Source organism: Streptomyces sp. NPDC047014, assembly GCF_040644195.1.
Classification (GTDB): Bacteria; Actinomycetota; Actinomycetes; order Streptomycetales; family Streptomycetaceae; genus Streptomyces.
The window spans coordinates 36,635-58,540 of the sequence record NZ_JBEYVX010000013.1; the positions used below are offsets into that span (position 1 = coordinate 36,635).

The following is a 21,906-nucleotide window of genomic DNA, read 5'->3' on the forward strand; positions in this document are numbered from 1 at the left end:
GCCTGGTTTTTCGCAGCGAGAAACGCCGTCGCGGACTACGGCGTGGTTCGAACGGCTTCCCCCGTGGGCTCCACGGGCTGTGGAAGCCCTTTTGCCACGCACTGGTCCGCCCGGCCGAATTGAGGGGCCGTGGTGGGGACCGCAGAGCAATCACAGCAACGCAGCGGCGGCAGAGGGATGTTGTCGCTCGTCTCGGCGGCACTGCTGACCTTCGCCGCGGGCACGGCCTTCGCCGGCGGGGCGGCCCCCGCCGCGGCCGATCCGGTCGAGCGGTGCAACGCCACCACGGGCGCCCTCGTCGCCGTCGACTTCGGCCCCTTCGGCGGCAAGCTGGAGAAGGGCTGCGACACCACGCCCACCACCGGCTACGAGCTGCTGCAGACGGCCGGATTCACCATGGAGGGCACCGTCCACGACGGCCCCGCCTTCATCTGCCGCATCGGCAAGGGCACCGGTACGCGCTACCCCACGCCGGACAGGGAGGACTGCGTCCTCACCCCGCAGGCCACCGCCTACTGGTCGTACTGGACGGCCTCCCCCGGGCAGCGGAAGTGGTCCTACAGCCAGCAGGGGGCCATGACCCGCACGCCGCGGCCGGGCGATGTCGAAGCCTGGGTCTACGGCGGCACCGACATCGCGGGCACCAAGGGCAAGCCGTCCTTCTCCCCCGACGACATCCGCGGCTTCACCACGCCCGACCCGACCGTCCCGACGGCCCCGCCCAAGGTGCCCGCCGGCCGGGTGGACGTGGCCGCGGCCACCCGCTGGGTCACCGGGGCGCTGACGGACGGGGAGCGCGTCGTCGACGAGGGCTCCACCACCCCCAACCACCTGCTCAGCACCGAGGCCGTGTTCGCCCTCACGGCGGCCGACCGCAAGAGCCCGGTGGCGCGGAAGATCGCGGACTTCCTGGCCACGCCCGCGCAGACCGACGCGTACGCCTACCCGGCCGGGAAGGACGGCATCCCGGACGCCACCGCCGCCTCCCGCCTCGCGCTGGTCGCCGAGGCCACCGGCAAGGACCCCCGCGCGTTCGGCGGGCACGATCTGCTGGGCGACCTCGTGAAGTACGCCTGCCCCCGCGACATCGGGGACGGCGAGACCGTCGAAGGCTGCTACACCAAGGGCGACTTCCGCACCGCCGGGCAGGCCGACGCCCAGGCCATGGCCGTCATCGCCCTGGTCAACGCCGGTATGACACCCCCGCCCCACTCCGTGTCCCGGCTCACGCACCTCCAGTGCGAGGACGGCGGATTCACCAGCATCCTCATCCGGCCCGGCGCCCCGAACTGCGAGAGCGAGGCCGGCGCCACCGGCCTGATCGCCCTGGCCCTGGAACGGGCCGGCGGCCACGAGCAGGTGCTCCAGAAGGCCCGCAACCACCTCAAGCGCGCCCAGCTGCCCACCGGAGCCTGGCCCGGAGTCTTCTACGAGACCACCGGCAGCCCGTTCGCCACCGCCTGGGCCGCGCAGGCCCTGCGCGCCCTCGGTGACGAGACGTTCGCGGACGCCGGCGTCTCCTGGCTCGCCCGGCGCCAGCTCCCGCCGGGCGGCTTCGGCTTCGGCGAGGAGGACACCGAGCCGAGGCTGTACCCGACCGCCACGGCCACCCTCGCGGGCGCCGGCAGCGATCTCGCCGCCGTGACCGCCAAGCCCGCCGCACCGCCCACCACGCCCCCGGCGGGCGAGGGGCCGGACGTGAAGAAGGGCGTCGCCTACCTGACCGCGCCGTCCCGGCTGATCCAGGGCCGGTTCTACGACAGCGGCAAGGGCTTCGCCGACTACGGCATGACCATCGACGGCGCCTACTCCCTCGCCGCCACCGGCGGGGACAACGCCGCCCTGCGCCGCATCGTCGACTTCATGGACAAGGGCGGCAAGGACGGCCAGAACCGCGGCATCCACGACTGGACCCTGATCGGCACCAAGTACGCCAACGGCGGCTCCCTCGGCAAGACCGCCGTACTCGCCGAAGCGGTGGGCCGGGACCCCCGCGACTTCGGCGGCAAGGACCTGATCGCCGCCCTCGCGAAGATCACCTGCCAGGCGAAGACCGCCGCTCCCCAGGAATGCGCGGCCAAGGGCAACTACGCCTACGCCACCTCCGTCTTCAAGCAGTCCCTCGGCGTCATGGCCCAGCTGCGCGCCGGGGAGAAGGCCGCCGCGGCCGAACCGGTCGCCTACCTCAAGAGCCTCCAGACCCCCTCCGGCGCCTGGGTCAGCCTGATCGGTGAGCCCAGCGGCCCCGAGGTGGACTCCACCGCCATGGCCGCCATGACCGTGGACCTCCTCCCCGACGCCGGCTCCCAGGCGGCCGTGGACAAGGCCCTCGCCTGGCTGGCCACCCAGCAGAAGGAGGACGGCGGCTTCCCCGGCGCCTCCGGCAACTCGGTGAACTCCGCCGCGCTCGCCGTCCAGGGGCTCTCCCTCGACGCGCCCAAGTACGCCGCCCAGATCGCCAGGGCCCGGAAGTTCCTGGCGAGCCAGCAGAACGCCGACGGCGGGTTCAACGTCGCCGAGGACGGCCAGGCCGGCTCCGACCTGCGCGCCTCCGCCCAGGCCGTCGGCGGCGCCACCGGCATCTCCTTCGGCACCCTGGCCCGCGACCTGACCGGCACCACCCCCGAGCCGATCCCCGGCACCAGCGGAGGCGGCAACGGGGGCAACGGCGGGACCACCGGCGGCAACGGCTCGCCCGTCATCGTGACCCCGGGCGAAACCGGCGGCGGCTCGGGCTCCGGATCCGGCTCCGGATCGGGCTCGGCAGGCGGCTCCGCCTCGGGTTCGGGCTCCCCCTCCGCCTCCGGCGGCGGCCCCCTCGCCTCCACCGGGGCCCAGGCCGGCGCCCTCGCGGCCGCCGCCCTGGCCCTGACCCTCGGCGGCTGGGGCCTCACCCGCGCCGCCAGGCGCCGCCGCACGGCCCCGGGGAGCGAGGCATGAGCCGCCACCGCGTCCTGCGGGCCCTGGCCCGCACGGCCGCCGCGCTGGGGCTGACGCTGGCGGCGACCGCCGCCACCGCGGCCCCCGCCGGGGCCGCCCCGCAGCCCATGGGCCAGTGCACCACCTCCTCGGGCGTGGTCCTCGCGGTCGATTTCAGCCGCTGGGGCGGCCCGGTCTACCGCTCCTGCGGTACGACGCCCACCACCGGCTACGAACTCCTCAACCAGGGCGGCTGGGCCACCACCGGCACCGGCCACGACGGCCCCGCCTTCATCTGCCGCATCGGCTACAGCGGCCACCAGGGCGGCAAGCAGTTCCCGACCCCGCAGCAGGACGACTGCGTCCTGACCCCGCCCGCCTCCGCCTACTGGTCCTACTGGCACGCCGACCCCGGCCAGAACACCTGGCAGTACAGCCAGCTCGGCGCCATGCTCTACAAGCCGAAGCCCGGCAGCGTCGACCTGTGGATCTTCGGCGGCACGAACATCGAGGGCACCGAGGGCAAGCCCACCGTCACGCCCGACCAGCTGCGCGCCCACAACACCCGGCCCACCGGCGGCCCGGCGCCGCAGGACACCCGCACCGCCAAGCCGCTCCCGCCGAGCGTCAACACGGGGCCGAGGCCCGAGAACCCGCCGCCGGCCGCCGCCCCGGCGACCACACCGGCGGCGGCGCAACCCAGCCCGGGCCCCACCGCCCCGGAGAGCCCGTCCCCCTCGGCTTCCGCCAGTCCCACGGAGAGCGCCCCGCCGTCCCCGTCGCCCAGCGCCCCCGCGGCCGCGGCTCCCGCCCCCGGGCCCCAGGTCGTGGAGGCGGCCCCCGCCGCGGACGCCGAGCACGACGCGGGCTCGTACCTGCCCGCCGCCGCCACCGGGGCGCTCGTCCTGCTGATCGGGGCCGCCGCCGTGTACGCGGCCAGGCGCCGCCGCCGTACGGAGTAGCCGCGTGCCGCGCACCACCACCACGGCCCCGGCGAAGCCTCCCGTGTCCGGCCCCGCGCCGGACACGGGAGGCCGCCGGCTGCCCCGTACTCTGCATCCCGTCGCCTGGTGGATCTGGGCCCTGGCCCTCGCCACCGCCGTCAGCCGCACCAACAACCCGCTGCTGCTGTTCCTCGTCCTCGCGGTCCTGGGCTACGTCATCACCATGCGCCGCACCGAGGCCCCCTGGGCGCGCGGGTTCAAGTACTACCTGTATCTGGCCCTCACCGTGGTCGCCCTGCGGGTGCTGTTCCGGGCGGTCTTCGCCACCGGCATCACCCCCCGCGACCACTTCCTCTTCTCCCTGCCGCACATCCCCACCCCCGACTGGTACGCGGGCATCCAGCTCGGCGGACCCGTCTCGCTGGAGGCGCTGCTCTCCGCCGCGACGGACGGGCTGCGGCTGGCCTGCATGCTCTGCTGCATCGGCGCCGCCAACACCCTCGCCAACCCCAAGCGCGCCCTGCGCGTCCTGCCCGGGGCCCTCTACGAGCTGGGCGTGGCGGTGACCGTCTCCCTCAGCGTCGCCCCGCAGCTGGTGCAGAGCGTGCAGCGCGTGCACCGCGCCAAGCGGCTGCGGGCCGGGCGGTCCAAGGGGCTGCGCGCCCTGCGCGGCATCGTCGTGCCCGTCCTCGAAGACGCCCTGGAGCGCTCCCTGCGGCTGGCCGCCGCCATGGACTCGCGCGGCTACGGCCGGGCCGGCACCGCCACGCGCGCATCCCGCCGGGCCACGGGTGCCCTGATGCTGCTCGGGATGTGCGGGCTGTGCGCCGGGGCGTACGGGCTGCTCGACGCGACCGCCCCGAAGCTGCTGGGCCTGCCCGCCCTGGGCGTCGGCGCGCTGCTGTGCTTCGCGGGGCTGCGGCTCGGTGGCCGCCGGGTCACCCGGACCACCTACCGGCCCGACCCCTGGCGGTTCGCCGAATGGGCCGTCGCGGGCTGCGGGGTCCTCTCGGCCGTACTGCTCTTCGCCAATGTCGGTTTCAACGCCGCCGAGCTGAACCCCTCCATCTATCCGCTCAGCTGGCCGACGCTGCCGCCGGTACCCGCCGCGGCCGTCCTGCTGGCGGGGGCCGCGGGCTTCCTGGCGCCGCCGCCCGCGCCGCCCGCCCGGCCGGCCGTCCCCGCCCCGCGCACCGAGGAAGCCAAGTGATCACCTTCGACCAGGTCACCGTCCAGTACGAGGACACGGCCGAACCGGTCCTGCGGGACGTGGACCTCACCGTCGAGGAGGGCGAGCTCTGCCTCGTCGTCGGCCACACCGGCGTCGGCAAGTCCACCCTCCTCGGCGCCGTGAACGGCCTCGTCCCGCATTTCACCGGCGGCACCCTGTACGGCAGGGTCACCGTCGACGGCCGCGACACCGCCGAGCACCCGCCCCGCGAACTCGCCGATGTGGTGGGCGTGGTGGGGCAGGACCCCCTCGACGGCTTCGTCACCGACACCGTCGAGGAGGAACTGGCCTACGCCATGGAGCAGTTGGCCGTCCCGCCCGCCACCATGCGCAAGCGCGTGGAGGAGACCCTCGACCTCCTCGGCCTCGCCGATCTGCGCCACCGCGCCCTGCACGAGCTGTCCGGCGGCCAGCAGCAGCGCGTGGCCATCGGTTCCGTCCTGACCGCCCACCCGCGCGTCCTGGTCCTGGACGAGCCCACCTCGGCGCTCGACCCGACCGCCGCCGAGGAGGTGCTGGCCGCGGTCACCCGCCTCGTCCACGACCTCGGCGTGACCGTGCTGCTCGCGGAACACCGCCTGGAGCGCGTGGTCCAGTACGCCGACCGCGTCATCCACCTCCCGGGCGACGGCCGCGTGGTCTCCGGCGCGCCCGCGGAGATCTTCCGTACGTCGGCCATCGCGCCGCCCGTCGTGGAGCTGGGCCGCGCCGCCGGCTGGGCTCCGCTCCCCCTCTCCATCCGGGACGCCCGCCGCACGGCCGCACCCCTGCGGGCCCGGCTGGCCGACCGCACTCCCCCGCCGGTCCGGCCCGCCCCGGCGGGCGAGCGGCCACGGCTGCTGACCGCCCGCGGGATCACCGTGACGTACCAGGGCGTGCCGGCCGTACGGGAGGTCGATCTCGGCCTGCACGGCGGGGAGATCACCGCGCTGATGGGCCGCAACGGCTCGGGCAAGTCCTCCCTGCTCTGGGCACTCCAGGGTTCCGGGCCGCGCAAGGCCGGCACGGTGGCGGTCGGCGGAGGCGGGGACGGGGACGGGAACACGACCTCGAAGAAGCCCGCGGATCCCGGGAAGCTGTCGGCCGCCGAGGCCCGGAGGCTGGTGGGCCTGGTCCCGCAGACCCCCACCGACCTCCTCTACCTCGAATCGGTCAAGCAGGAACTCGACCAGGCCGACACCGAGTCGGGGACCACCGGCGAGGGGGCGCGCGCCATCCTGGACCGGCTCGCCCCCGGCATTCCCGACACCACCCACCCCCGGGACCTGTCCGAGGGCCAGAAGCTGGCCCTGGTCCTGGCCATCCAGCTCGCGGCCGCCCCGCGTGTCCTGCTGCTGGACGAGCCCACGCGCGGCCTGGACTACCGGGCCAAGAGCGAGCTGGTCCGGATCGTCGACGGCCTGGCGGCGGAGGGCCGCGCGGTGGTGATCTCCACGCACGACGTGGAGTTCGTGGCGCGCGCCGCCGACCGGGTGGTGGTCATGGCCGAGGGGGACATCGTCGCCGACGGTCCGACGACGGAGGTCATCGTGGCCTCGCCCGTCTTCGCACCGCAGACCGCGAAGATCCTCGCCCCGCTCCCCTATCTGACGGTCGCCCAGGTGACCGGCGCCCTGTCCGCCGACGGGAGGGATCCCGCCGCATGAGCACCGTCGTCCGCGCCACCGCCATCCGGATCAACGCCCGCACCGGGATCGTCATCGCCATGGCGGGCTTCCTCGGGGTGGTCGCCTTCTTCTGGCCCTTCCTCGTCGCCCCGGGCAAGTTCGGGTCGAACTACGCGCCGCCGCTGATCTTCGGCGTCCTGCTGGTGATCGTCCTGTGCGTGGTGGTCTCCGAGATCGCCGAGGGCGGGATCAACTCCAAGGCGCTGGCCATGCTGGGGGTCCTGTCCGCCGTCAACGCCGCGATCCGGCCGCTCGGGGCGGGCACCGCCGGGATCGAGACGGTGTTCTTCATCCTCGTCCTGGCGGGCCGGGTCTACGGGCCGGGCTTCGGTTTCACCCTCGGCTGCACCTCCCTCTTCGCCTCCGCGCTCATCACGGGCGGGGTCGGGCCCTGGATGCCGTACCAGATGTTCGGCTGCGCCTTCGTGGGCATGCTGGCCGGCTTCCTGCCACGGGCCTCGGGGCGCCTGGAGGTGGGCCTCCTCGCCGTGTACGGCTCGCTCTCCGGCTACCTCTTCGGCTTCCTCCTCAACCTGTCCTTCTGGCCCTTCTCCCTGGACCCGAACAGCTCCATCGCCTACCTCCCCGGCCTGCCCTTCACCGAGCAGTTCCAGCGCTACCTGGCCTTCGACCTGGCCACCTCCCTCGGCTGGGACACCGGCCGCGCCGTCACCAACTTCCTCTGCGTCTGCCTGGCGGGGCCGGCCGTGCTCACGGTCTTCCGCCGGGCAGCGCGCAAGGCCCGCTTCCAGGCGCCCGTACGCTTCCCCGCCCGCGCGGCGGCGGAGGAGAAGGGGGCGGGGACGGGCACCGCGGCCGCCCGGAGCAGCTGAACGCGCCTGTCCGGACCACCCCGAGGCTCCCACCGAGCCCTCGCACGCCCTGCGCGCGACCCCGCGCGCCCCTACGAGCCCTCCCCCGCCCCGTCCCTCTAATTGCGAAGAAATGGCAATTGCCTCTACCTTGCAGCAGCGGTGCCGACACGGGGAGCGAACTGGCCGGATCCCACCGGTCCGGGCGGCAGCCCGAGCAGGACGAACAGCCCGAACCGCCCGAGCACGACCCAGTCCACCGACGAGGTGGCAGAACCAACCGATCCATCTGCGGTGAGAGGACCATCCATGCCCCGCAACCCCCTGAAATCCATGCTGTCCGCATGCGCCCTGGCCGTGCTGATATCCGGCTGCGGAGGCGGTAACACGCCCTCCGCCACCTCGTCGACGGGCGCCGCCGCCCCGGGCTTTCCGCTCACGGTCGAGAACTGCGGGGTGCGGACCACGTACCAGCGCCCGCCGCAGCGCGCCGTCTCGCTGAACCAGCACGCGACCGAGGCGCTGCTCTCGCTCGGCGTGGAGAAGTCGATGATCGGCACGGGCTACCTGGACGACAAGATCCTCCCCGAGTACCAGGCCGCCTACGACGGCGTGAAGGTCATCTCCAAGGAGTACCCCTCCTTCGAAACCCTCCTGGCGGCCGAGCCCGACTTCGTCTACGGCGGATGGACCTCCACCTTCGACGAGAAGGAGGGCCGCAGCCGGGCCGCCTTCACCAAGGCGGGCATCAACACCCACCTCAACACCGAGGAATGCCCCACCGGTCCGGTGACCGTCGCCGCCCTGGACGAGGAGATCCGTACGCTCGCCAAGATCTTCGGCGTGCCCGAGCGGGGCGAGGAGCGGCTGAAGACGCTGCACGCCACCCTCGACGCGGTGGAGGGCAAGCTGAACGGTGCCGCGCCGGTCAAGCTGTTCGTGTACGACAGCGGCGACAAGACGGCCTTCACGGCGGGCGGCAAGGGCATCGGCAACGAGATGATCCGGCGCGCGGGCGGGGTGAACCTCTTCGCCGACCTGGACAAGGCGTTCGGTGACGTGTCCTTCGAGCAGGTGGCGCAGCGGGCGCCCGAGGCGATCGTCATCTACGACTACGGCGACCAGTCCGTCGAGGACAAGAAGAAGTTCCTGCTGGCCCACCCGGCGCTCAAGGACGTGCCCGCGATCCGTGACCAGCGGTTCGCGGTCCTGCCGCTGTCCTCCACCGTGCTCGGTGTGCGGATGCCGGCGGCCGTGGAGTCGCTGGCGAAGCAGCTGCACCCGGACCGCGTCCGGTGACCGAGGTGCAGACCCGGGCCCCCGAGAAGGCGGGCCCCGGCCCTGCCCCGCGCTCGCGGCGGCCCGGGATCCCGTACGGCCTGGTGCTGGCCCTCCTCGCCGTCCTGGTGCTGGGCGCCACCACGGCCGGGATAGCGGTGGGCTCGATCAGCGTCCCGGCCGAGCAGGTGTGGAGCATCCTGCTGCACCGGGTGCACCCGGCCCTCGCTGAGCCGACGTGGACCCCGGTGCGCGAGACGATCGTCGTGGACGTGCGGCTGCCCCGCGTGCTGCTGGCCGGGGTGGTCGGGGCGGGCCTGTCGGTGGCGGGCATGGCCCTCCAGGCCCTGGTCCGCAATCCGCTCGCGGACCCGATGCTGCTGGGGGTGTCCTCGGGCGCCTCGGTCGGGGCGGTGCTGGTCCTGGTGCTGAACCTGACGGTGTTCGGCCTGTTCACCCTGCCGGTGGCGGCGTTCTGCGGGGCGCTGGCGGCACTGGTCGCGGTGTACTTCCTGGCGCGCTCCGGCGGGCGGATGACGACGGTACGGCTGGTCCTGGCCGGTGTGGCGATGGCCGAGGTGCTGTCGGCGCTGTCCAGCTTCCTGATCGTCACCTCCAACGACCCGCACAAGACGCAGTCCGCCCTGCGCTGGATGCTGGGCGGTCTGGCCGGCACCACCTGGACCACGGTGTGGGTCCCGGTGGGCGCGGTGCTGATCGGCACGGCCGTGCTGCTCGGGGTGTGCCGTGCCCTGAACCTGCTGCTGGCCGGGGAGGAGGCCGCGGCGGCGCTCGGGCTGGACGTGCACCGGTTCCGCGGGGCGCTGTTCACGCTGGTGGCCCTGATGATCGGCACCATCGTCGCCGTCAGCGGGCAGATCGGCTTCGTGGGGCTGATCATGCCGCATGTGGTGCGCCTGCTCGTCGGCGCCGACCACCGCCGGGCCCTGCCGGCGGCCGCGCTGCTCGGCGCGGCCTTCCTGATCGCCGCCGACCTGGCGGCCCGTACCCTCATGAGCCCGGAGGAGATTCCCGTCGGCATCCTCACCGCCCTGGTCGGCGGCCCGTTCTTCCTGTGGCTGATGCGACGGAAGGCGGCGCGATGACCTCCGATGCGGTACGCGACGCACCCGGGACGCTCGACGTCGAGGGCGTGGGCGTCGTGGTGAACGGCAGGGCGCTGGTCGACGGGGTGTCGCTGCGTGTGGCACCCGGCGAGGTGCTGGGGCTGGTCGGGCCCAACGGGGCGGGCAAGTCCACCCTGTTGCGGACCTTCTACCGGGCGCTGCGGCCCACCTCCGGCCGGGTGCTGCTCGACGGCGAGGACGTGTGGGGGATGCCGGGGAAGCGGCTCGCCCGGCGCCTGGCCGCCGTACTCCAGGAGACCTCCGGGGACTTCGAACTGACCGTCTACGACGTGGTGGCGATGGGCCGCACCCCGCACAAGCGGGCCTTCGCCGGGGACGACGCCGACGACCGGGAGATCATCACGCGGTCCCTGGCCGAGCTGCATGTGGACGACCTCGCGCACGCCCCGTTCGACCGGCTGTCGGGCGGCGAGAAGCAGCGGGTGCTGATCGCCCGCGCGCTCGCGCAGCGCACGGGGACGATGGTGCTGGACGAGCCGACGAACCATCTCGACCTGCGGCATCAGCTCGACGCCCTGCGGCTCGTACGGCGCCTCGGCGTCACGGCGGTGGTCGCCCTGCACGACCTCAACCTGGCCGCGGCCTTCTGCGACCGGATCTGCGTCATGGCGGGCGGGCGCGTCGTCGCCACCGGGAAGCCCGAGGAGGTGCTGACGGCGCCACTGCTGTCCGACGTGTACGAGGTGGAGGCCGAGGTCATCGAGCATCCGCGGAGCGGAAGGCCGTTCATCAGCGTCGTACCCGGCCATGAGCGGCCCGCCCACGGGGCCCTGGAGGGGGGAGAACCAGCCGTTCACGCGGACTGAGGGGCGGGACGGCAGGGCCGGGGCCGCACGGTCGGCCGTCCGGCCGGCTCGTGCTGCGCGGAAATCCGGCGCCGTCCTCCCCTGCGTCCCGTCCGGCCCAGCGGTCACACGCGGCTGCCGGGCGGGGCCTGTCCGAAAGCAACGCCGCTGCGGTGGAGGGGTGTTGAGCGTTGCGCCGCCCGGCTCCTAGCCTTATTGCACGTCATCTGCACCTGCACTGCTCGTGCACAGGAAGCACGGGGAGTGCCGATTCCGAGGAGGACGCACATGGCTCACGCGGGTTGGGCGGAACCGGAAGAGCCCCAGCCGGGCTGCCTCAAGTCACACACCCCCGCCGTCGACGCGCCGTTCGAGTGGCGTGAGGACGGCGAGGACACGGACGAGTAGCGTCCGCCGGCGCGACCGTGCGGTGGGGACGACGCCTCGGCGCCGCCCCACCGCACACCGCGTCCGGGCAGGCCGTATCCGGAGACAGTGAGCGCAACGAGGAGCGTGGGGCCTTGGCGACAGCATCCGGCGACCGGACCGCACCGGCGGGACCGGCGGGACCGGCGGCCCCCGCGCAACCGGGCGACGGGCCTCCGCCGGACGCCGGCGCGCACCTGGTCCGCCAGGTGACCCTGGACCGCCCGCGCGTGCCGACCGTACCGAGCTGTGTCTCCTACACCGCCCGCCTCGCGGCCGATCCGGCGCGCGATCCGGCGGCCGTGGACACGGTCACCGGCGGCGCCGCGCTCGGCCACGACCACGAGCGGGCCCGGCGCGCGGCGACGGGCGAGGCGGTCGAGCGGTACTGCGCCAACCTGGTCCCCGACGGCCTGCCGATCGCCCCGTACGGCGGGCTGTCCGGCACGCACCGGGACGCCGTGGATCCGCGTACCTTCGCCCTCTACTCCCCCGGCCAGTACGCCCAGCGGGGCTTCCCGTTCGTGCCGATGACCCGTGAGCTGCCGATCGCCTGGACGGCCGGCCAGGACCTGGACAGCGGCCGCGAGACCTGGGTCCCCGCCTCCATCGCCTACGTCAACTACCACCGGGGCGCCCGCCGGACGCAGCCGCCCACGCACTACCCGCTGCTGGCCGGGACGGCCGCCGGGCCCAGCCCGGAGGAGGCCCGGCTCGCCGCGCTGCGCGAGGTGCTGGAGCGGGACGCGGTCACCCTGTGGTGGCTCGGCGGCGCGCCCGCCACCGCGCTGGAACCGCCGTACGGGGACCAGGTCGCGGCCGCGCTGGAGGAGGCGGCGGCCTCGGGGCTGCGGGTGACGCTGCTGCGGATCCCCTCCACGCTGGACGTGACCGTCGTCGGCGCCTTCATCGAGGACCGTGCGCGGCGGATCGTGGCCTTCGGCAGCGCCTGCCGCGAGACGGCCGGGGCCGCGGCGGCCAAGGCCCTGACCGAGGCCATCGGCACGCACGAGACCTCGCTCGAACTCCTCGACGCCGACAGCGGGTTCTGGCGCGCGGTCCGCCAGGGCCACGTCGACCGCCGCCCCTACCGGGCGCACCGGGCCGACCGCGCCTACCGGGCGGCCTTCCGGCGCGACTGGCACGACGTCAACGACGTACGCCTCCACCTCCAGGCGTACCTGGACCCGCGCATGCAGGACGACACCCGCCTGGACCGGCTCCGGAACCCCCGGCCGCCGCAGGACGGGCAGCCGCCGTGCGCGGCGGACGGGCCGGCTCCGGATCTCGCCGGGTACGTCCGGCTGCTGGCCGCGCAGGGGCTGCGGGCCGTCGCCGTGGACCTGGCGCCCGAGCCGGTGCGGGCGGCCGGGGTACATGTGGCGCGGGTGCTGGTGCCGGGGCTGTACTGCAACGCCCCGGCCGCCTTCCCCTTCCTCGGCGGGCGGCGGCTGTACCGCGGGCCGGCCCCGGTCGGCGGACCGGTCCTCGATCCGCTCCCCTTCTCCTGACCGCCCGCCCCCGTACTCACCGCAAGGAGTCGTCGCATGCGTCTCGGGCTCGCCCTGGGCTACGGCGGAGAACCCGTCGAAGAGCTCCTTCCCGTCGTCCGGCACGCCGACCGGATCGGCATCGACTCGGTGTGGAGCGTGGAGGAGTACGGGCCGGACGCCGTGAGCGTCCTCGGCTACCTCGCCGCGACCACCGCGCACGTGAAGCTCGGTACCGCGATCATGCAGATCCCCGCCCGGACCCCCGCCGCCACCGCGATGACCGCCATGACGCTCGACGTGCTCTCCGGCGGCCGCTTCCAGCTGGGCCTCGGCCTGTCCGTCCCGTGGATCACCGAGGGCTGGCACGGGCAGCCGTACTCCCGCCCGCTGCGGCGCACCCGCGAGTACGTCGCCGTCGTCCGCAAGGCCCTCGCCCACCGCGAACGCGTCGAGCACGACGGCGAGATCTACCCCCTGCCCTACCGGGGCCCCGGCTCCAGCGGCACCGCCCGCCCGGTCAAGTCCGACATGCGGCCGCTGCGCCCCGACCTGCCCCTCTACCTGGGGGCGATCGGGCCGCGCAACGTGGAGCTGACCGGCGAGATCGCCGACGGCTGGCTGGCCGGCCTGTACGCGCCCGAGCACGAGGCCGTCCTGACCCGCCCGCTGGACGAGGGCCTGCGCCGCTCCGGCCGCGGCCCCGGGGAGATGCGGATCAGCCCCATCGTCTACGTGGCCCGCGCCGACACCGTGCGCGAAGGCCGCGACAAGCTGCGCCCGCTGTACGCGCACCTGATCGGCGCGACGGGACCGGGCGGCCGGAACACCTACTTCGACGTGGCCTGCCAGATGGGGTACGAGGGCCCCGCGCACACCGTCCGCCGGCATCTGGCCGAGGGCCACCGCGCCGAGGCGTTCGCGGCCGTTCCCGACAGCCTGCTGGACGAGGTCGCGCTGCCGGGGCCGCTGCCGGCGATCGTCGACCGGATCCTGGCCTGGAAGGACTCCCGGGTGGACACCCTGATCCTCCTCGACCGCGACCCCGAGCTGCTGGAAGCCGCACAGGCGGCCCTGTGAGTGAGGCCGTTCGCCGTGTGCAGGAGCGGGAGCCGGTACGCCCCGGGCTGCGCGGGGCATGGGCGCTGACCGGGCCGCTGCTGGTGGCGGGCCTGACGCAGGTCGCCGTCAACACCGTGGACACGCTCATGCTGGCGCGCGTGTCCACGGACGCCCTCGGCGCGTTCGCGCTGGCCGCGCCGGTCTATCTGGTCGCGCTGATCGTCGTACGCGGCTGGGCGACGGCCGTGCAGGTGCGCGTGGCCCAGTGCCACGGCGCCGGACGCGGCGCCGACCTCGGCCGGGTGGTGCGCACCGGGCTGGCCACCTCCGTGGCCGCCGGGGCGGCCCTCGGCCTGCTGCTGTACGCCGTGGCGCCGCTCGCCCTGACGGCGCTGGGCGCGGCCGGGGACGTCCTCGGTCCGGGCACCACCTATCTGCGCGTGCTGGCCTTCGCCGTCCCGTGCGCCGCCGTCTCCTTCACCCTCCAGGGCGCCTGCGCGGGGATCGGGGCCACGCGGGCGGCCATGTACACGGCGCTGCTGGTCAACCTGGTCAACCTGCCGCTGGGCCTGCTGCTGATCTTCCGCGCCGGGCTGGGGGTGACCGGGGCCGCGCTGTCCACCCTGGCCGCGACGCTGGCCGGTACGGCCTTCCTGCTCGGGTACGCGCGCAGGCACCTGCCGGACTTCTCGCGGGGTGCGGGCTCCGGGCGGGCCGAGGGCGGCAGGCTGTGGCGGATCGGCTGGCCGGAGATGAGCACGCTGGGCATCGGATACGTCAACGAGGCGCTGATGGCCGGGTTCGCCGCCCGCGCCGGCGTCCACGACCTGGCCGCCTACCGGATCGTGGACAACCTGACCCTGGTCGTCTTCACCTTCCTCGGCTCCGCCTCCACCGCGATCACCATCCTGGCCGGCCAGGAACTGGGCCGGGGCGACGAACGGGCCGCGCGCGCCTGGCAGCGTACGGGCGCCCGGCTCCTGCTGCTGATGCTGGCCGTACCGGCGGCCGTGGCGCTCGCCCTCGGCCCGGTCCTGCCGGGCTGGATCACCTCCGACCCGGAGGTGGCGGGGCCGGCCTGGGGCGCGACCCCGCTCGCCCTGCTCAGCATGGTCCCGCTGGCGGCGGCCATGTCGTACGCCGCCCCGCTCCGCGCCGCCGGGGACACCCGGGCCGTCCTGGTGGCCTCGGTGACCAGCGACTACCTGCTGCTCATCCCGCTGGGCTGGCTCCTGGGCGTCCGCCTCGGGATGGGCCTGCCGGGGCTCTACCTGGCGTGGACCGCGTTCGGCCTCCTCTACTGCGCCCTGCTGCTCCCCCGGTACCGCCGCCGGTTCCCGCCCGAGCGGCCGGGGCGCGTGTGCCGCAGACTGCTGTAAAGGGCCGGTCTTCCCGGCACCGGCCGCGGGGAGTGGCCGACGTGCTCGACGTACCGTTCTGGCTGTGGGCGGCGTTCGCCGTGACGGTGGTGGTGTCGCTGGCGGTGGACCTGCTGGCGCACCGCACCGCGCATGTCATCGGCTTCAAGGAGGCCGCCGCCTGGAGCGGGGTGTGGGTCGGCCTCGCGCTCGTCTTCGCGGGCGTGGTCTTCCTCGTACTGGGCCCGACCGCGGGCACCGAGTACACGACCGCCTGGCTGCTGGAGAAGAGCCTGTCGGTGGACAACCTCTTCGTCTTCGCCGTGATCTTCGGCTATTTCAAGGTGCCGCGCGCCTATCAGCACCGGGTGCTGTTCTTCGGCGTCATCGGCGCGCTCGTCTTCCGCGGGATCTTCCTGGCGCTCGGGGTGGCGGTGGTCAGCCGGTTCACGGCGGTGCTGTTCGTGTTCGCCGCCGTCCTCTTCTACAGCACGTACAAGCTCCTCAAGGACGAGGACGAGTCCTTCGACCCGGGCAACAACTTCGCGGTACGGCTGCTGCGCAGGGTCATCCCGGTCCGCGAGGAGTACGCCGGGGACAAGTTCTTCGTCAGGGAGGCCGGCCGGCGCGTGGGCACCCCGCTGCTCGCGGTGGTCGCGGCCATCGAGGCGGCCGACCTGGTCTTCGCCGTCGACAGCGTGCCGGCCGTCCTCGCCGTCAGCGACGACGCGTTCATCGTCTACACCAGCAACGCCTTCGCCATCCTGGGGCTGCGCGCGCTGTACTTCATGCTCTCGGGGCTGCTGGACCGCTTCCACTACCTCAATGTCGGGCTGGCGATCATCCTGTCCTTCATCGGCGTGAAGCTGATCCTCCAGGCGTCGCACAAGATGATCGACCCGGCGATCCCGGAGATCCCGTCGCCGGTGAGCCTCGCGGTGATCGCGGCGATCCTGGCGCTGTCGATCGTGTTCAGCCTGCGGCGCCGGCCGGACGCGGAGCCGAAGCGGGGGGACGCGCCCTGACCGGGCAGCACCGCATTCCGGGACCTATCATTAAAAAATGGGTAAAAACGAGCACGCAAACGAGTATGCGAACGAGCGTGAAACAGGACGGAAAGGCGCACTCGTCTGCCCGGCCTGCAAAGGCGACGTCGACACCGTGATCAAACGCCGCCACAAGACCCTCGGGGTGTTCGTCCCGGTCTGGGAACAGGGCCCGTGCCGCAACCCGGACTGCTCGGCGTACGCGGACTACCCGAAGCACACACCCCGCCACCAGGACCACTGAGGGAGCCCGGGCACCACCGCTGACCGGCGAGGCTCGGGGGGCCGCCTTCGGCCCCGGCGAGGGCCACCGTAGCCTTTGCCCAGCGATCATTCGGGGGGAAGTCGTGGTGGTCTGGTGCGTGCGCGTGTCGGCGGTCCTCGCCTACGCGGCGGCCGCGGTGCTGAGTGTGTGGACGGCGGGGCTGCCCAGCGGCGTCCCCCTGCCCGTGCCAGGTCTGGTGGGGCTGGCCTGGACGCTGATCGGTTTGCTGTGGCTGCGGGTCGTCGCCCTCTGGATCGGGCGGTCCCAGGGCACGTACTTCTGGCTGTCCTCCGGGGAGCCGGACCGCGGCCGTCCGGTGTCGCTGACCAAGGGCGCGGCCGGTGTCCGGCGGAACCGGTTCGGTGCGCTGCTGCGCAGGGTGCGGACCTACCGCTACGACGACGCGCCGTGGGTCTACCTGCGCCAGAGCGTGGTGTGGCTGCTGCTGCCGGTCTCCTTCGTGGCGCTCGTCGTGCTCGGCGACTCGCACGGATCGCCGCACGTCCGCTCGCTGGTACGGGCCGGAGCGGCCTACGAGACGGCCTCCGTGGCCGAGGTGGTCGAGCTCACCGAACGCCGGTCCGACGAGGGGGTCACCGGCTACCGCTCGACGCTGGTACTGGCCCTGCCCGGCGGCGCCCGGGTCCGTGCGGAAGGCGCCGCGACCCGCTACGAACCGAAGCCGGACAGCCGGGTCCCGGTGCTCTGGGCGCCCACCGCACCGGGCCTTGGCGGCATGGTGGACGACGGTGAGGGCCTGGGCCGGTACCTGGACCGCGACTGGGGTCCGACCTGGCGCACGAGCGCCTACGGGGCGCTCGTCCTGCTGCTGGTCCTGGTCGCGATCCTCCCGGCCTCCATCGCGGCGGAGGACGAGGGCATCCAGGACATGGCGTGGTCCCCGCTCGCCCAGACCGTGCACGCCGGTGTGGTCACCGGCGCGGTGCTGGCCGCCCTGCCGTTCCTGACCGGCACGGCGTCCGGACACGACGTCGCCATGATCGGGGCCGCTTGCGTGAGCCTGCCGGCCCTCTACCTCGCGATGCCGATCAGGACGTTGCTCTGACCGGGACACCGCACACAGACAGCCCAGCCACCGTCGCAGGAGGCGCGTCGGGACCTCGCCGCCGCGCCCCGACCGCGTCGGCGCAGGGCCGACCTGGAGCATGCCGGGCCCGCGAGATCTGAGGGGGCGACAGATCTGAGAGGGCGGCATGATGGGTGGCCGCGTGTGCCGCTGCCGACTGCCGACCGCCGAGCGCCCTAGGAGCAACCGTGCCGCTGCCCAGCCTGCTGGGCGTCTTCGCCCACCCCGATGACGAATCGCTCCTCGCCGGAGGGGTCCTCGCCCAGCACGCCGGCTCCGGCGCGCGGACCGCCGTCGTCACCGCCACCTGGGCCGAGGACACCCACCGCGCCGCCGAACTGGCCGACGCCACCGCGGTCCTGGGCGCCGGACGGCCCCGGCTCCTCGGCTACGCCGACCACCGCATTCCCCACTCGGCCCCCGGCCGGCCCCGGCTCTGCGAGGCGCCGCTCGACGAGGTCATCGGCCGACTCGTGGCGCACATCAGGGAGTTCCGGCCGGAGATCGTGGTCACCCACGACGCGTACGGCCAGCTCACCGGCCATCCCGACCACCGCCACACCCACCGCGTCACCACCCTCGCCTTCACCGCCGCCGGGCTGGAAGGGCTCTACCCGGACGCGGGCGAGCCCTGGCAACCGCAGGCCCTCTACGCCGCCACGCACCCCCACTCCGGCGTCAGCGACCTCGGCCCCCTGCTCGCCGCTGTCGGCAAGTCGGTGCTGAGCGTGCCGGACGAGCTGGTCGCCGTAGCGGTGGACGTCCGGCCGTGGCTCGACCGCAAGTGGGCCGCGATCCTCGCGCACCGCAGCGAGGTGGCCAAGGAGCGCCCGCTGCCTGCCGTGTACTCCCGCCTGCCTGCCGAGACCCGCGCTCGCATCATGAGTACGGAGTACTTCACCGCCCTCCACTCCGGCGGCGGCGGTCGGGGTCGGGTGGGCACGCAACTGACCGTCCAGGGCTTCGCGTAGCGAGCGGCGGCGGCGCGGCCGCATCTTGGTTTGAGCCAGTTTCCTGGTTTTTGGCCGCAATCAGTCAGAATGCGGCTCCTCGATGCTCCCCGCGCCCCTATTCTTCTACAGACGTGTAGATGTTGCGACAGGCGGCCGGGCTTCCCCGGCCCCTGTCGCACACCCATGACCACCTGGAGGAACCGCTATGGCTTCGATCGACCTGGACAAGGTGCTCGACAAGGCGTGGGCCGACAAGAGCCTGCCGGAGATACTCGCCGCGCCCGTGGACGCGCTCAAGGGCGTCAGTGAACGACAGGGTGAACTCTTGAAGGAGGCGTTCGGGATCAAGACCGTCGCCGACCTCGCCGACCTCAAGTACGCACGCTGGGCGCAGGCGCTGGCCGCCCTGGATACGTCGGCCAAGTAGGCGGGACCTGTGGGGCGGTACGGGCACCCCCGCACCGCACCGCCCCGTACCCCGCAAACGGGGGCGTTCTTCTCCCGCACACCCCTACTGGTAACTTCTACATGACTGTAGAAGGTGAGCGGCGCGTCCCCGAAGCGGCCCCGAGCCCTCGGACCGCCCGCCCACCCCGTAGGAGAAGGAGTCGGCCATGCCCCTGTGGGACCGCATCAAGGAATCCGCCCAGCAGATGCAGACGCAGCTGGAAGCGAAGAAGAACGACCTCAAGTCCGGCGCCTTCCGGGACGCCTCCATGGCGATGTGCGCCCTGGTCGCCGCCGCCGACGGGACCATCGACCCCGCCGAGCGCCAGCGCGTCGCCCAGCTCATCGCCGGGAACGACGTACTGCGCAACTTCGACGCCGCCGACCTCCAGCGCCGCTTCGACGAGAACCTGGGCAAGCTGACCACGGACTTCGGCTTCGGCAAGGTCAGCGTCCTGCAGGAGATCGCCAAGGCCAGGAAGAAGCCGGCCGAGGCCCGCGCCGTCATCCAGATCGGCATCGTCATCGGCGGCGCCGACGGTGATTTCGACAAGACCGAGCGCGCTGTCGTCCGCGAAGCCTGCTACACCCTCGACCTGCCGCCGCACGAGTTCGACCTGTAGCCCCTGGCCCCTGGCTGCTGGCGCCTCGCCCCTCGCCCCTCGCCCCTCGCCCCTCGAAAGGAACGTCCATGAACGACACGCTCTACCCGGGTGATGAACTCGGCCTCGGCCACTCCCTCCAGGGCGGCGCCTACATCCTGACGCTGCAGAGCGACGGGAACCTCGTACTCTCCGAGCCCTCCGGCCCCGTATGGGCCACCGACACCCACGAGCAGGGGGTGCAGCGCGCCGTCCTCCAGCACGACGGGAACTTCGTCCTCTACAGCGACGACGGCCCGGTGTGGGCCACCGGCACCCATGGCGCGGAGCCTGGCCGTTTTGTCGTCCAGGCGGACCGCAACGTGGTGCTGTACGCCGTGGACGACAGCCCGCTCTGGGCCTCGGGCACCCACACCGACCAGCCGATCGCCGCCGAGGAGCCGGCTCCGGCTCCGGACCCCGCCGCCGAGGAGCCGTCCGCGTTCGTCCCGGAGCCGCGCACCTACACCGTCGAGCCCGGTGACACCCTCTGGGACATCGCCGAGCGCTTCTACGGCGACGGCGACCGCTACCCCGAGATCGCCGCCGCCAGCGGCATCGACGACCCGGACCTGGTGGAAGCGGGCCAGGTGCTCACCATCCCGTAGCCCCGGCCAGGACTCCGGGAGGGCGGTACGGAACGGACGTCAGCCACCGCCCCGTCGGCTCTCCCCGGCCAGCTCCGTGAAGGGGATCGGGCAGCAGGTGCTGCCGCTGGCGGCGCAGGCGGTCAGGTCGTCGCAGCCCGCCTCGACGGCGGCGGCCAGGACGGTGCGGATGGTGGTCAGGTCCGCGATCTTCGCATCGACCTCGGCGAGCTTGGCCGCCGCGCGCTCCTGCAGGCCCGGTACGGGGCGGCCGTGCCGGTGGCGGCCGGTTTCGAGGAGCTCCTTGACCTCGTCCAGGGTGAAGCCCAGCCGCTGCGCCGCCTTGATCACGCGCAGCGCGACCACGGCGTCCTCGCCGTAGAGGCGGTGACCGCCGTTGCTGCGTTCCGGGGCGGCCAGCAGGCCGCGCCGCTCGTAGTAGCGCAGCGTCTGGATGTTCACCCCGGCCGCCTCGGCGACCTGCCCGCTGCGCAGGCCCGTACTCATCACCGCTCCCGAGCGGCAGCGGTACGTACGGCCAGGGCGTCCAGGACCGCCGCGTGCGGCGGGTCCACCGCGATGTCCAGCCGGATCAGGCCCTCGCCGGGGGTGACGGTGAAGGTGAAGAAGGAGCAGCAGGCTCCTTCGCGGCCCGCGAGATCCCGTACGCGAGCCTCCACACCCCCCGCGCCCTCCGCCCCCTCCCCGTCGGCCAGGTAAAGGCGCAGGTGGAGCGGGTGCGGCCGGGACAGGGAGGTCAGCCGCTCGGAGAACAGCGCGTCCCACTCGGCCACGCGCAGGGGCTGCTCCGGGGTGGGCAGGGTGCAGGACTGCGGCACCCACGCAGGCTCAGTCATCGCGCTCGCTCCCCTCACTCACGTCCCCGGTGGAGGACACACCTCCCACGGTAAACCTGTACCTGAGTACAGGTTGCAAGGGCCCGGTCCCGCCCGCCCTGGCCAGGCCGCCGCCGGCGGCAAGGCGAAGACCCGGCTCGGCCGACAGGCCCTGGAGCAACACCCCAGCCCCCTCCGCCTGTTCATCACCCTGACGAGTGATGCGGCGTCAGTTTCCGCACAAGATCCGCTTCGCGGCCCGCACAGTGGCAGTCCCGGCCGGCCCCGCTCGCGGCGCCGCCGGGCCCGGTGCCCCGCCGTCCGAGGCGGGGCCGCTGCACGATGGAGAAACACCATGGCCTACGAAGCCCAAGAGGCCCACCGGCGCGCCGCGCTGGTCTTCACCCTGTTCGACGCGAACGGCAACGGGGTACTCGACGCAGGCGACTTCGACCTGATGACGGAGCGCGTCCTGGCGGTCGCCGAGGACTCCTCCGGAGCCGACCGGCAGGCGCTGTCCGACAGTCTGCGCCGCTACTGGGAGTCGCTGCTCGCGGCCCTCGACGCGAACGGGGACGGGGTGATCAGCTCAGAGGAGTTCAGCGGCTTCGTCCTGAACACCGAACTCTTCGGCCCCACCGCCTCCGCCTTCGCCGACGCCCTCGCCACCCTCGGCGACCCCGACGGCGACGGCCTGATCGAACGGCCGCGGTTCGTCGGGCTGATGAGCGCGATCGGCTTCGAGAAGCCGAACATCGAGGCCCTGTTCGACGCCTTCGGGCCGGACGGCCGCGACCGGATCCCCGTCAGCACCTGGGCCGACGGCATCCGCGACTACTACTGCCCCGACAAGGCCGGCATCCCGGGCGACCACCTCGTCCCGGCCACCGCCTGACCTGCCCCCTCCCCTCCCTCTCCTCCCTC

Annotated in this window: 21 protein-coding genes; 19 read left to right on the plus strand and 2 right to left on the minus strand. The window is 73.5% G+C overall.

Annotation, left to right across the window (positions count from 1 at the left end; all coding sequences use genetic code 11):
• Positions 1–177: 177 nt before the first annotated feature.
• The 18 genes from ABZ873_RS11205 (at position 178) to ABZ873_RS11290 (ending at position 20,167) form a co-directional block, all read left to right on the plus strand.
• Positions 178–2,940: a prenyltransferase/squalene oxidase repeat-containing protein gene (locus ABZ873_RS11205; protein ID WP_360868627.1), complete on the plus strand. Its 2,763-nt coding sequence runs from the start codon at positions 178–180 to the stop codon at positions 2,938–2,940.
• Entirely contained in the window at positions 2,937–3,881 is a 945-nt protein-coding gene (locus ABZ873_RS11210) for a hypothetical protein (protein WP_360868630.1), read from the plus strand. The genes ABZ873_RS11205 and ABZ873_RS11210 overlap by 4 nt, the downstream gene beginning before the upstream one ends.
• Before the next feature lie 4 nt (positions 3,882–3,885).
• On the plus strand, positions 3,886–5,073 hold the full coding sequence (locus ABZ873_RS11215; RefSeq protein WP_360868633.1) for an energy-coupling factor transporter transmembrane component T: 1,188 nt from the start codon (positions 3,886–3,888) through the stop codon (positions 5,071–5,073).
• On the plus strand, positions 5,070–6,740 hold the full coding sequence (locus tag ABZ873_RS11220; protein ID WP_360868636.1) for an ATP-binding cassette domain-containing protein: 1,671 nt from the start codon (positions 5,070–5,072) through the stop codon (positions 6,738–6,740). Before ABZ873_RS11215 ends, ABZ873_RS11220 begins: the two co-directional genes overlap by 4 nt.
• A complete protein-coding gene (locus ABZ873_RS11225; RefSeq protein ID WP_360868639.1) occupies positions 6,737–7,594 on the plus strand; it encodes an ECF transporter S component in 858 nt (285 codons plus the stop codon). The genes ABZ873_RS11220 and ABZ873_RS11225 overlap by 4 nt, the downstream gene beginning before the upstream one ends.
• Before the next feature lie 288 nt (positions 7,595–7,882).
• Positions 7,883–8,872: an ABC transporter substrate-binding protein gene (locus ABZ873_RS11230; RefSeq protein WP_360868642.1), complete on the plus strand. Its 990-nt coding sequence runs from the start codon at positions 7,883–7,885 to the stop codon at positions 8,870–8,872.
• 68 nt (positions 8,873–8,940) lie between these two features.
• Positions 8,941–9,957: an iron ABC transporter permease gene (locus tag ABZ873_RS11235; RefSeq protein ID WP_360868820.1), complete on the plus strand. Its 1,017-nt coding sequence runs from the start codon at positions 8,941–8,943 to the stop codon at positions 9,955–9,957.
• Positions 9,954–10,805 carry an ABC transporter ATP-binding protein gene (locus ABZ873_RS11240; protein WP_360868645.1) on the plus strand — a complete coding sequence of 284 codons (852 nt, stop codon included), beginning with the start codon at positions 9,954–9,956 and terminating at the stop codon, positions 10,803–10,805. The genes ABZ873_RS11235 and ABZ873_RS11240 overlap by 4 nt, the downstream gene beginning before the upstream one ends.
• Before the next feature lie 500 nt (positions 10,806–11,305).
• Entirely contained in the window at positions 11,306–12,721 is a 1,416-nt protein-coding gene (locus ABZ873_RS11245; protein ID WP_360868648.1) for a YcaO-like family protein, read from the plus strand.
• 36 nt (positions 12,722–12,757) lie between these two features.
• Entirely contained in the window at positions 12,758–13,780 is a 1,023-nt protein-coding gene (locus tag ABZ873_RS11250; RefSeq protein WP_360868651.1) for an LLM class flavin-dependent oxidoreductase, read from the plus strand.
• Positions 13,777–15,141, plus strand: coding sequence for an MATE family efflux transporter (locus tag ABZ873_RS11255; RefSeq protein WP_360868654.1), 1,365 nt, complete (start codon positions 13,777–13,779; stop codon positions 15,139–15,141). Before ABZ873_RS11250 ends, ABZ873_RS11255 begins: the two co-directional genes overlap by 4 nt.
• Before the next feature lie 41 nt (positions 15,142–15,182).
• On the plus strand, positions 15,183–16,145 hold the full coding sequence (locus ABZ873_RS11260) for a TerC family protein (RefSeq protein WP_360868657.1): 963 nt from the start codon (positions 15,183–15,185) through the stop codon (positions 16,143–16,145).
• Positions 16,146–16,281: 136 nt separating this feature from the next.
• On the plus strand, positions 16,282–16,410 hold the full coding sequence (locus ABZ873_RS11265) for a hypothetical protein (RefSeq protein WP_360868660.1): 129 nt from the start codon (positions 16,282–16,284) through the stop codon (positions 16,408–16,410).
• 118 nt (positions 16,411–16,528) lie between these two features.
• A complete protein-coding gene (locus ABZ873_RS11270; protein WP_360868662.1) occupies positions 16,529–17,497 on the plus strand; it encodes a hypothetical protein in 969 nt (322 codons plus the stop codon).
• 209 nt (positions 17,498–17,706) lie between these two features.
• Complete coding sequence (locus ABZ873_RS11275; RefSeq protein WP_360868665.1) at positions 17,707–18,489, plus strand: PIG-L family deacetylase; 783 nt, start codon at positions 17,707–17,709, stop codon at positions 18,487–18,489.
• Between the two features lie 187 nt (positions 18,490–18,676).
• Positions 18,677–18,898 carry a hypothetical protein gene (locus ABZ873_RS11280; RefSeq protein ID WP_360868668.1) on the plus strand — a complete coding sequence of 74 codons (222 nt, stop codon included), beginning with the start codon at positions 18,677–18,679 and terminating at the stop codon, positions 18,896–18,898.
• Between the two features lie 187 nt (positions 18,899–19,085).
• Positions 19,086–19,541 (plus strand): tellurite resistance TerB family protein, encoded by a 456-nt coding sequence (locus ABZ873_RS11285; protein WP_360868671.1) that lies wholly within the window; start codon positions 19,086–19,088, stop codon positions 19,539–19,541.
• 68 nt (positions 19,542–19,609) lie between these two features.
• Positions 19,610–20,167 (plus strand): LysM peptidoglycan-binding domain-containing protein, encoded by a 558-nt coding sequence (locus ABZ873_RS11290; protein WP_360868674.1) that lies wholly within the window; start codon positions 19,610–19,612, stop codon positions 20,165–20,167.
• A 39-nt stretch (positions 20,168–20,206) separates the two neighbouring features.
• Here the strand turns inward: ABZ873_RS11290 and ABZ873_RS11295 are convergent, their stop codons facing one another.
• Entirely contained in the window at positions 20,207–20,653 is a 447-nt protein-coding gene (locus ABZ873_RS11295) for a MerR family transcriptional regulator (protein ID WP_360868676.1), read from the minus strand.
• Entirely contained in the window at positions 20,653–21,003 is a 351-nt protein-coding gene (locus ABZ873_RS11300; RefSeq protein WP_360868679.1) for a hypothetical protein, read from the minus strand. Before ABZ873_RS11300 ends, ABZ873_RS11295 begins: the two co-directional genes overlap by 1 nt.
• Before the next feature lie 334 nt (positions 21,004–21,337).
• Between ABZ873_RS11300 and ABZ873_RS11305 the strand changes: the two genes are divergently transcribed.
• On the plus strand, positions 21,338–21,877 hold the full coding sequence (locus ABZ873_RS11305) for an EF-hand domain-containing protein (protein WP_360868682.1): 540 nt from the start codon (positions 21,338–21,340) through the stop codon (positions 21,875–21,877).
• Positions 21,878–21,906 lie beyond the last annotated feature (29 nt).

Coding starts and splice junctions, on each gene's coding strand:
- ABZ873_RS11205 (WP_360868627.1), top strand. CDS start 178: ATGTTGTCGCTCGTCTCGGCGGCACTGCTGACCTTCGCCGCGGGCACG.
- ABZ873_RS11210 (WP_360868630.1), top strand. CDS start 2,937: ATGAGCCGCCACCGCGTCCTGCGGGCCCTGGCCCGCACGGCCGCCGCG.
- ABZ873_RS11225 (WP_360868639.1), top strand. CDS start 6,737: ATGAGCACCGTCGTCCGCGCCACCGCCATCCGGATCAACGCCCGCACC.
- ABZ873_RS11230 (WP_360868642.1), top strand. CDS start 7,883: ATGCCCCGCAACCCCCTGAAATCCATGCTGTCCGCATGCGCCCTGGCC.
- ABZ873_RS11240 (WP_360868645.1), top strand. CDS start 9,954: ATGACCTCCGATGCGGTACGCGACGCACCCGGGACGCTCGACGTCGAG.
- ABZ873_RS11250 (WP_360868651.1), top strand. CDS start 12,758: ATGCGTCTCGGGCTCGCCCTGGGCTACGGCGGAGAACCCGTCGAAGAG.
- ABZ873_RS11280 (WP_360868668.1), top strand. CDS start 18,677: ATGGCTTCGATCGACCTGGACAAGGTGCTCGACAAGGCGTGGGCCGAC.
- ABZ873_RS11285 (WP_360868671.1), top strand. CDS start 19,086: ATGCCCCTGTGGGACCGCATCAAGGAATCCGCCCAGCAGATGCAGACG.
- ABZ873_RS11290 (WP_360868674.1), top strand. CDS start 19,610: ATGAACGACACGCTCTACCCGGGTGATGAACTCGGCCTCGGCCACTCC.
- ABZ873_RS11295 (WP_360868676.1), bottom strand. CDS start 20,653: ATGAGTACGGGCCTGCGCAGCGGGCAGGTCGCCGAGGCGGCCGGGGTG.
- ABZ873_RS11300 (WP_360868679.1), bottom strand. CDS start 21,003: ATGACTGAGCCTGCGTGGGTGCCGCAGTCCTGCACCCTGCCCACCCCG.
- ABZ873_RS11305 (WP_360868682.1), top strand. CDS start 21,338: ATGGCCTACGAAGCCCAAGAGGCCCACCGGCGCGCCGCGCTGGTCTTC.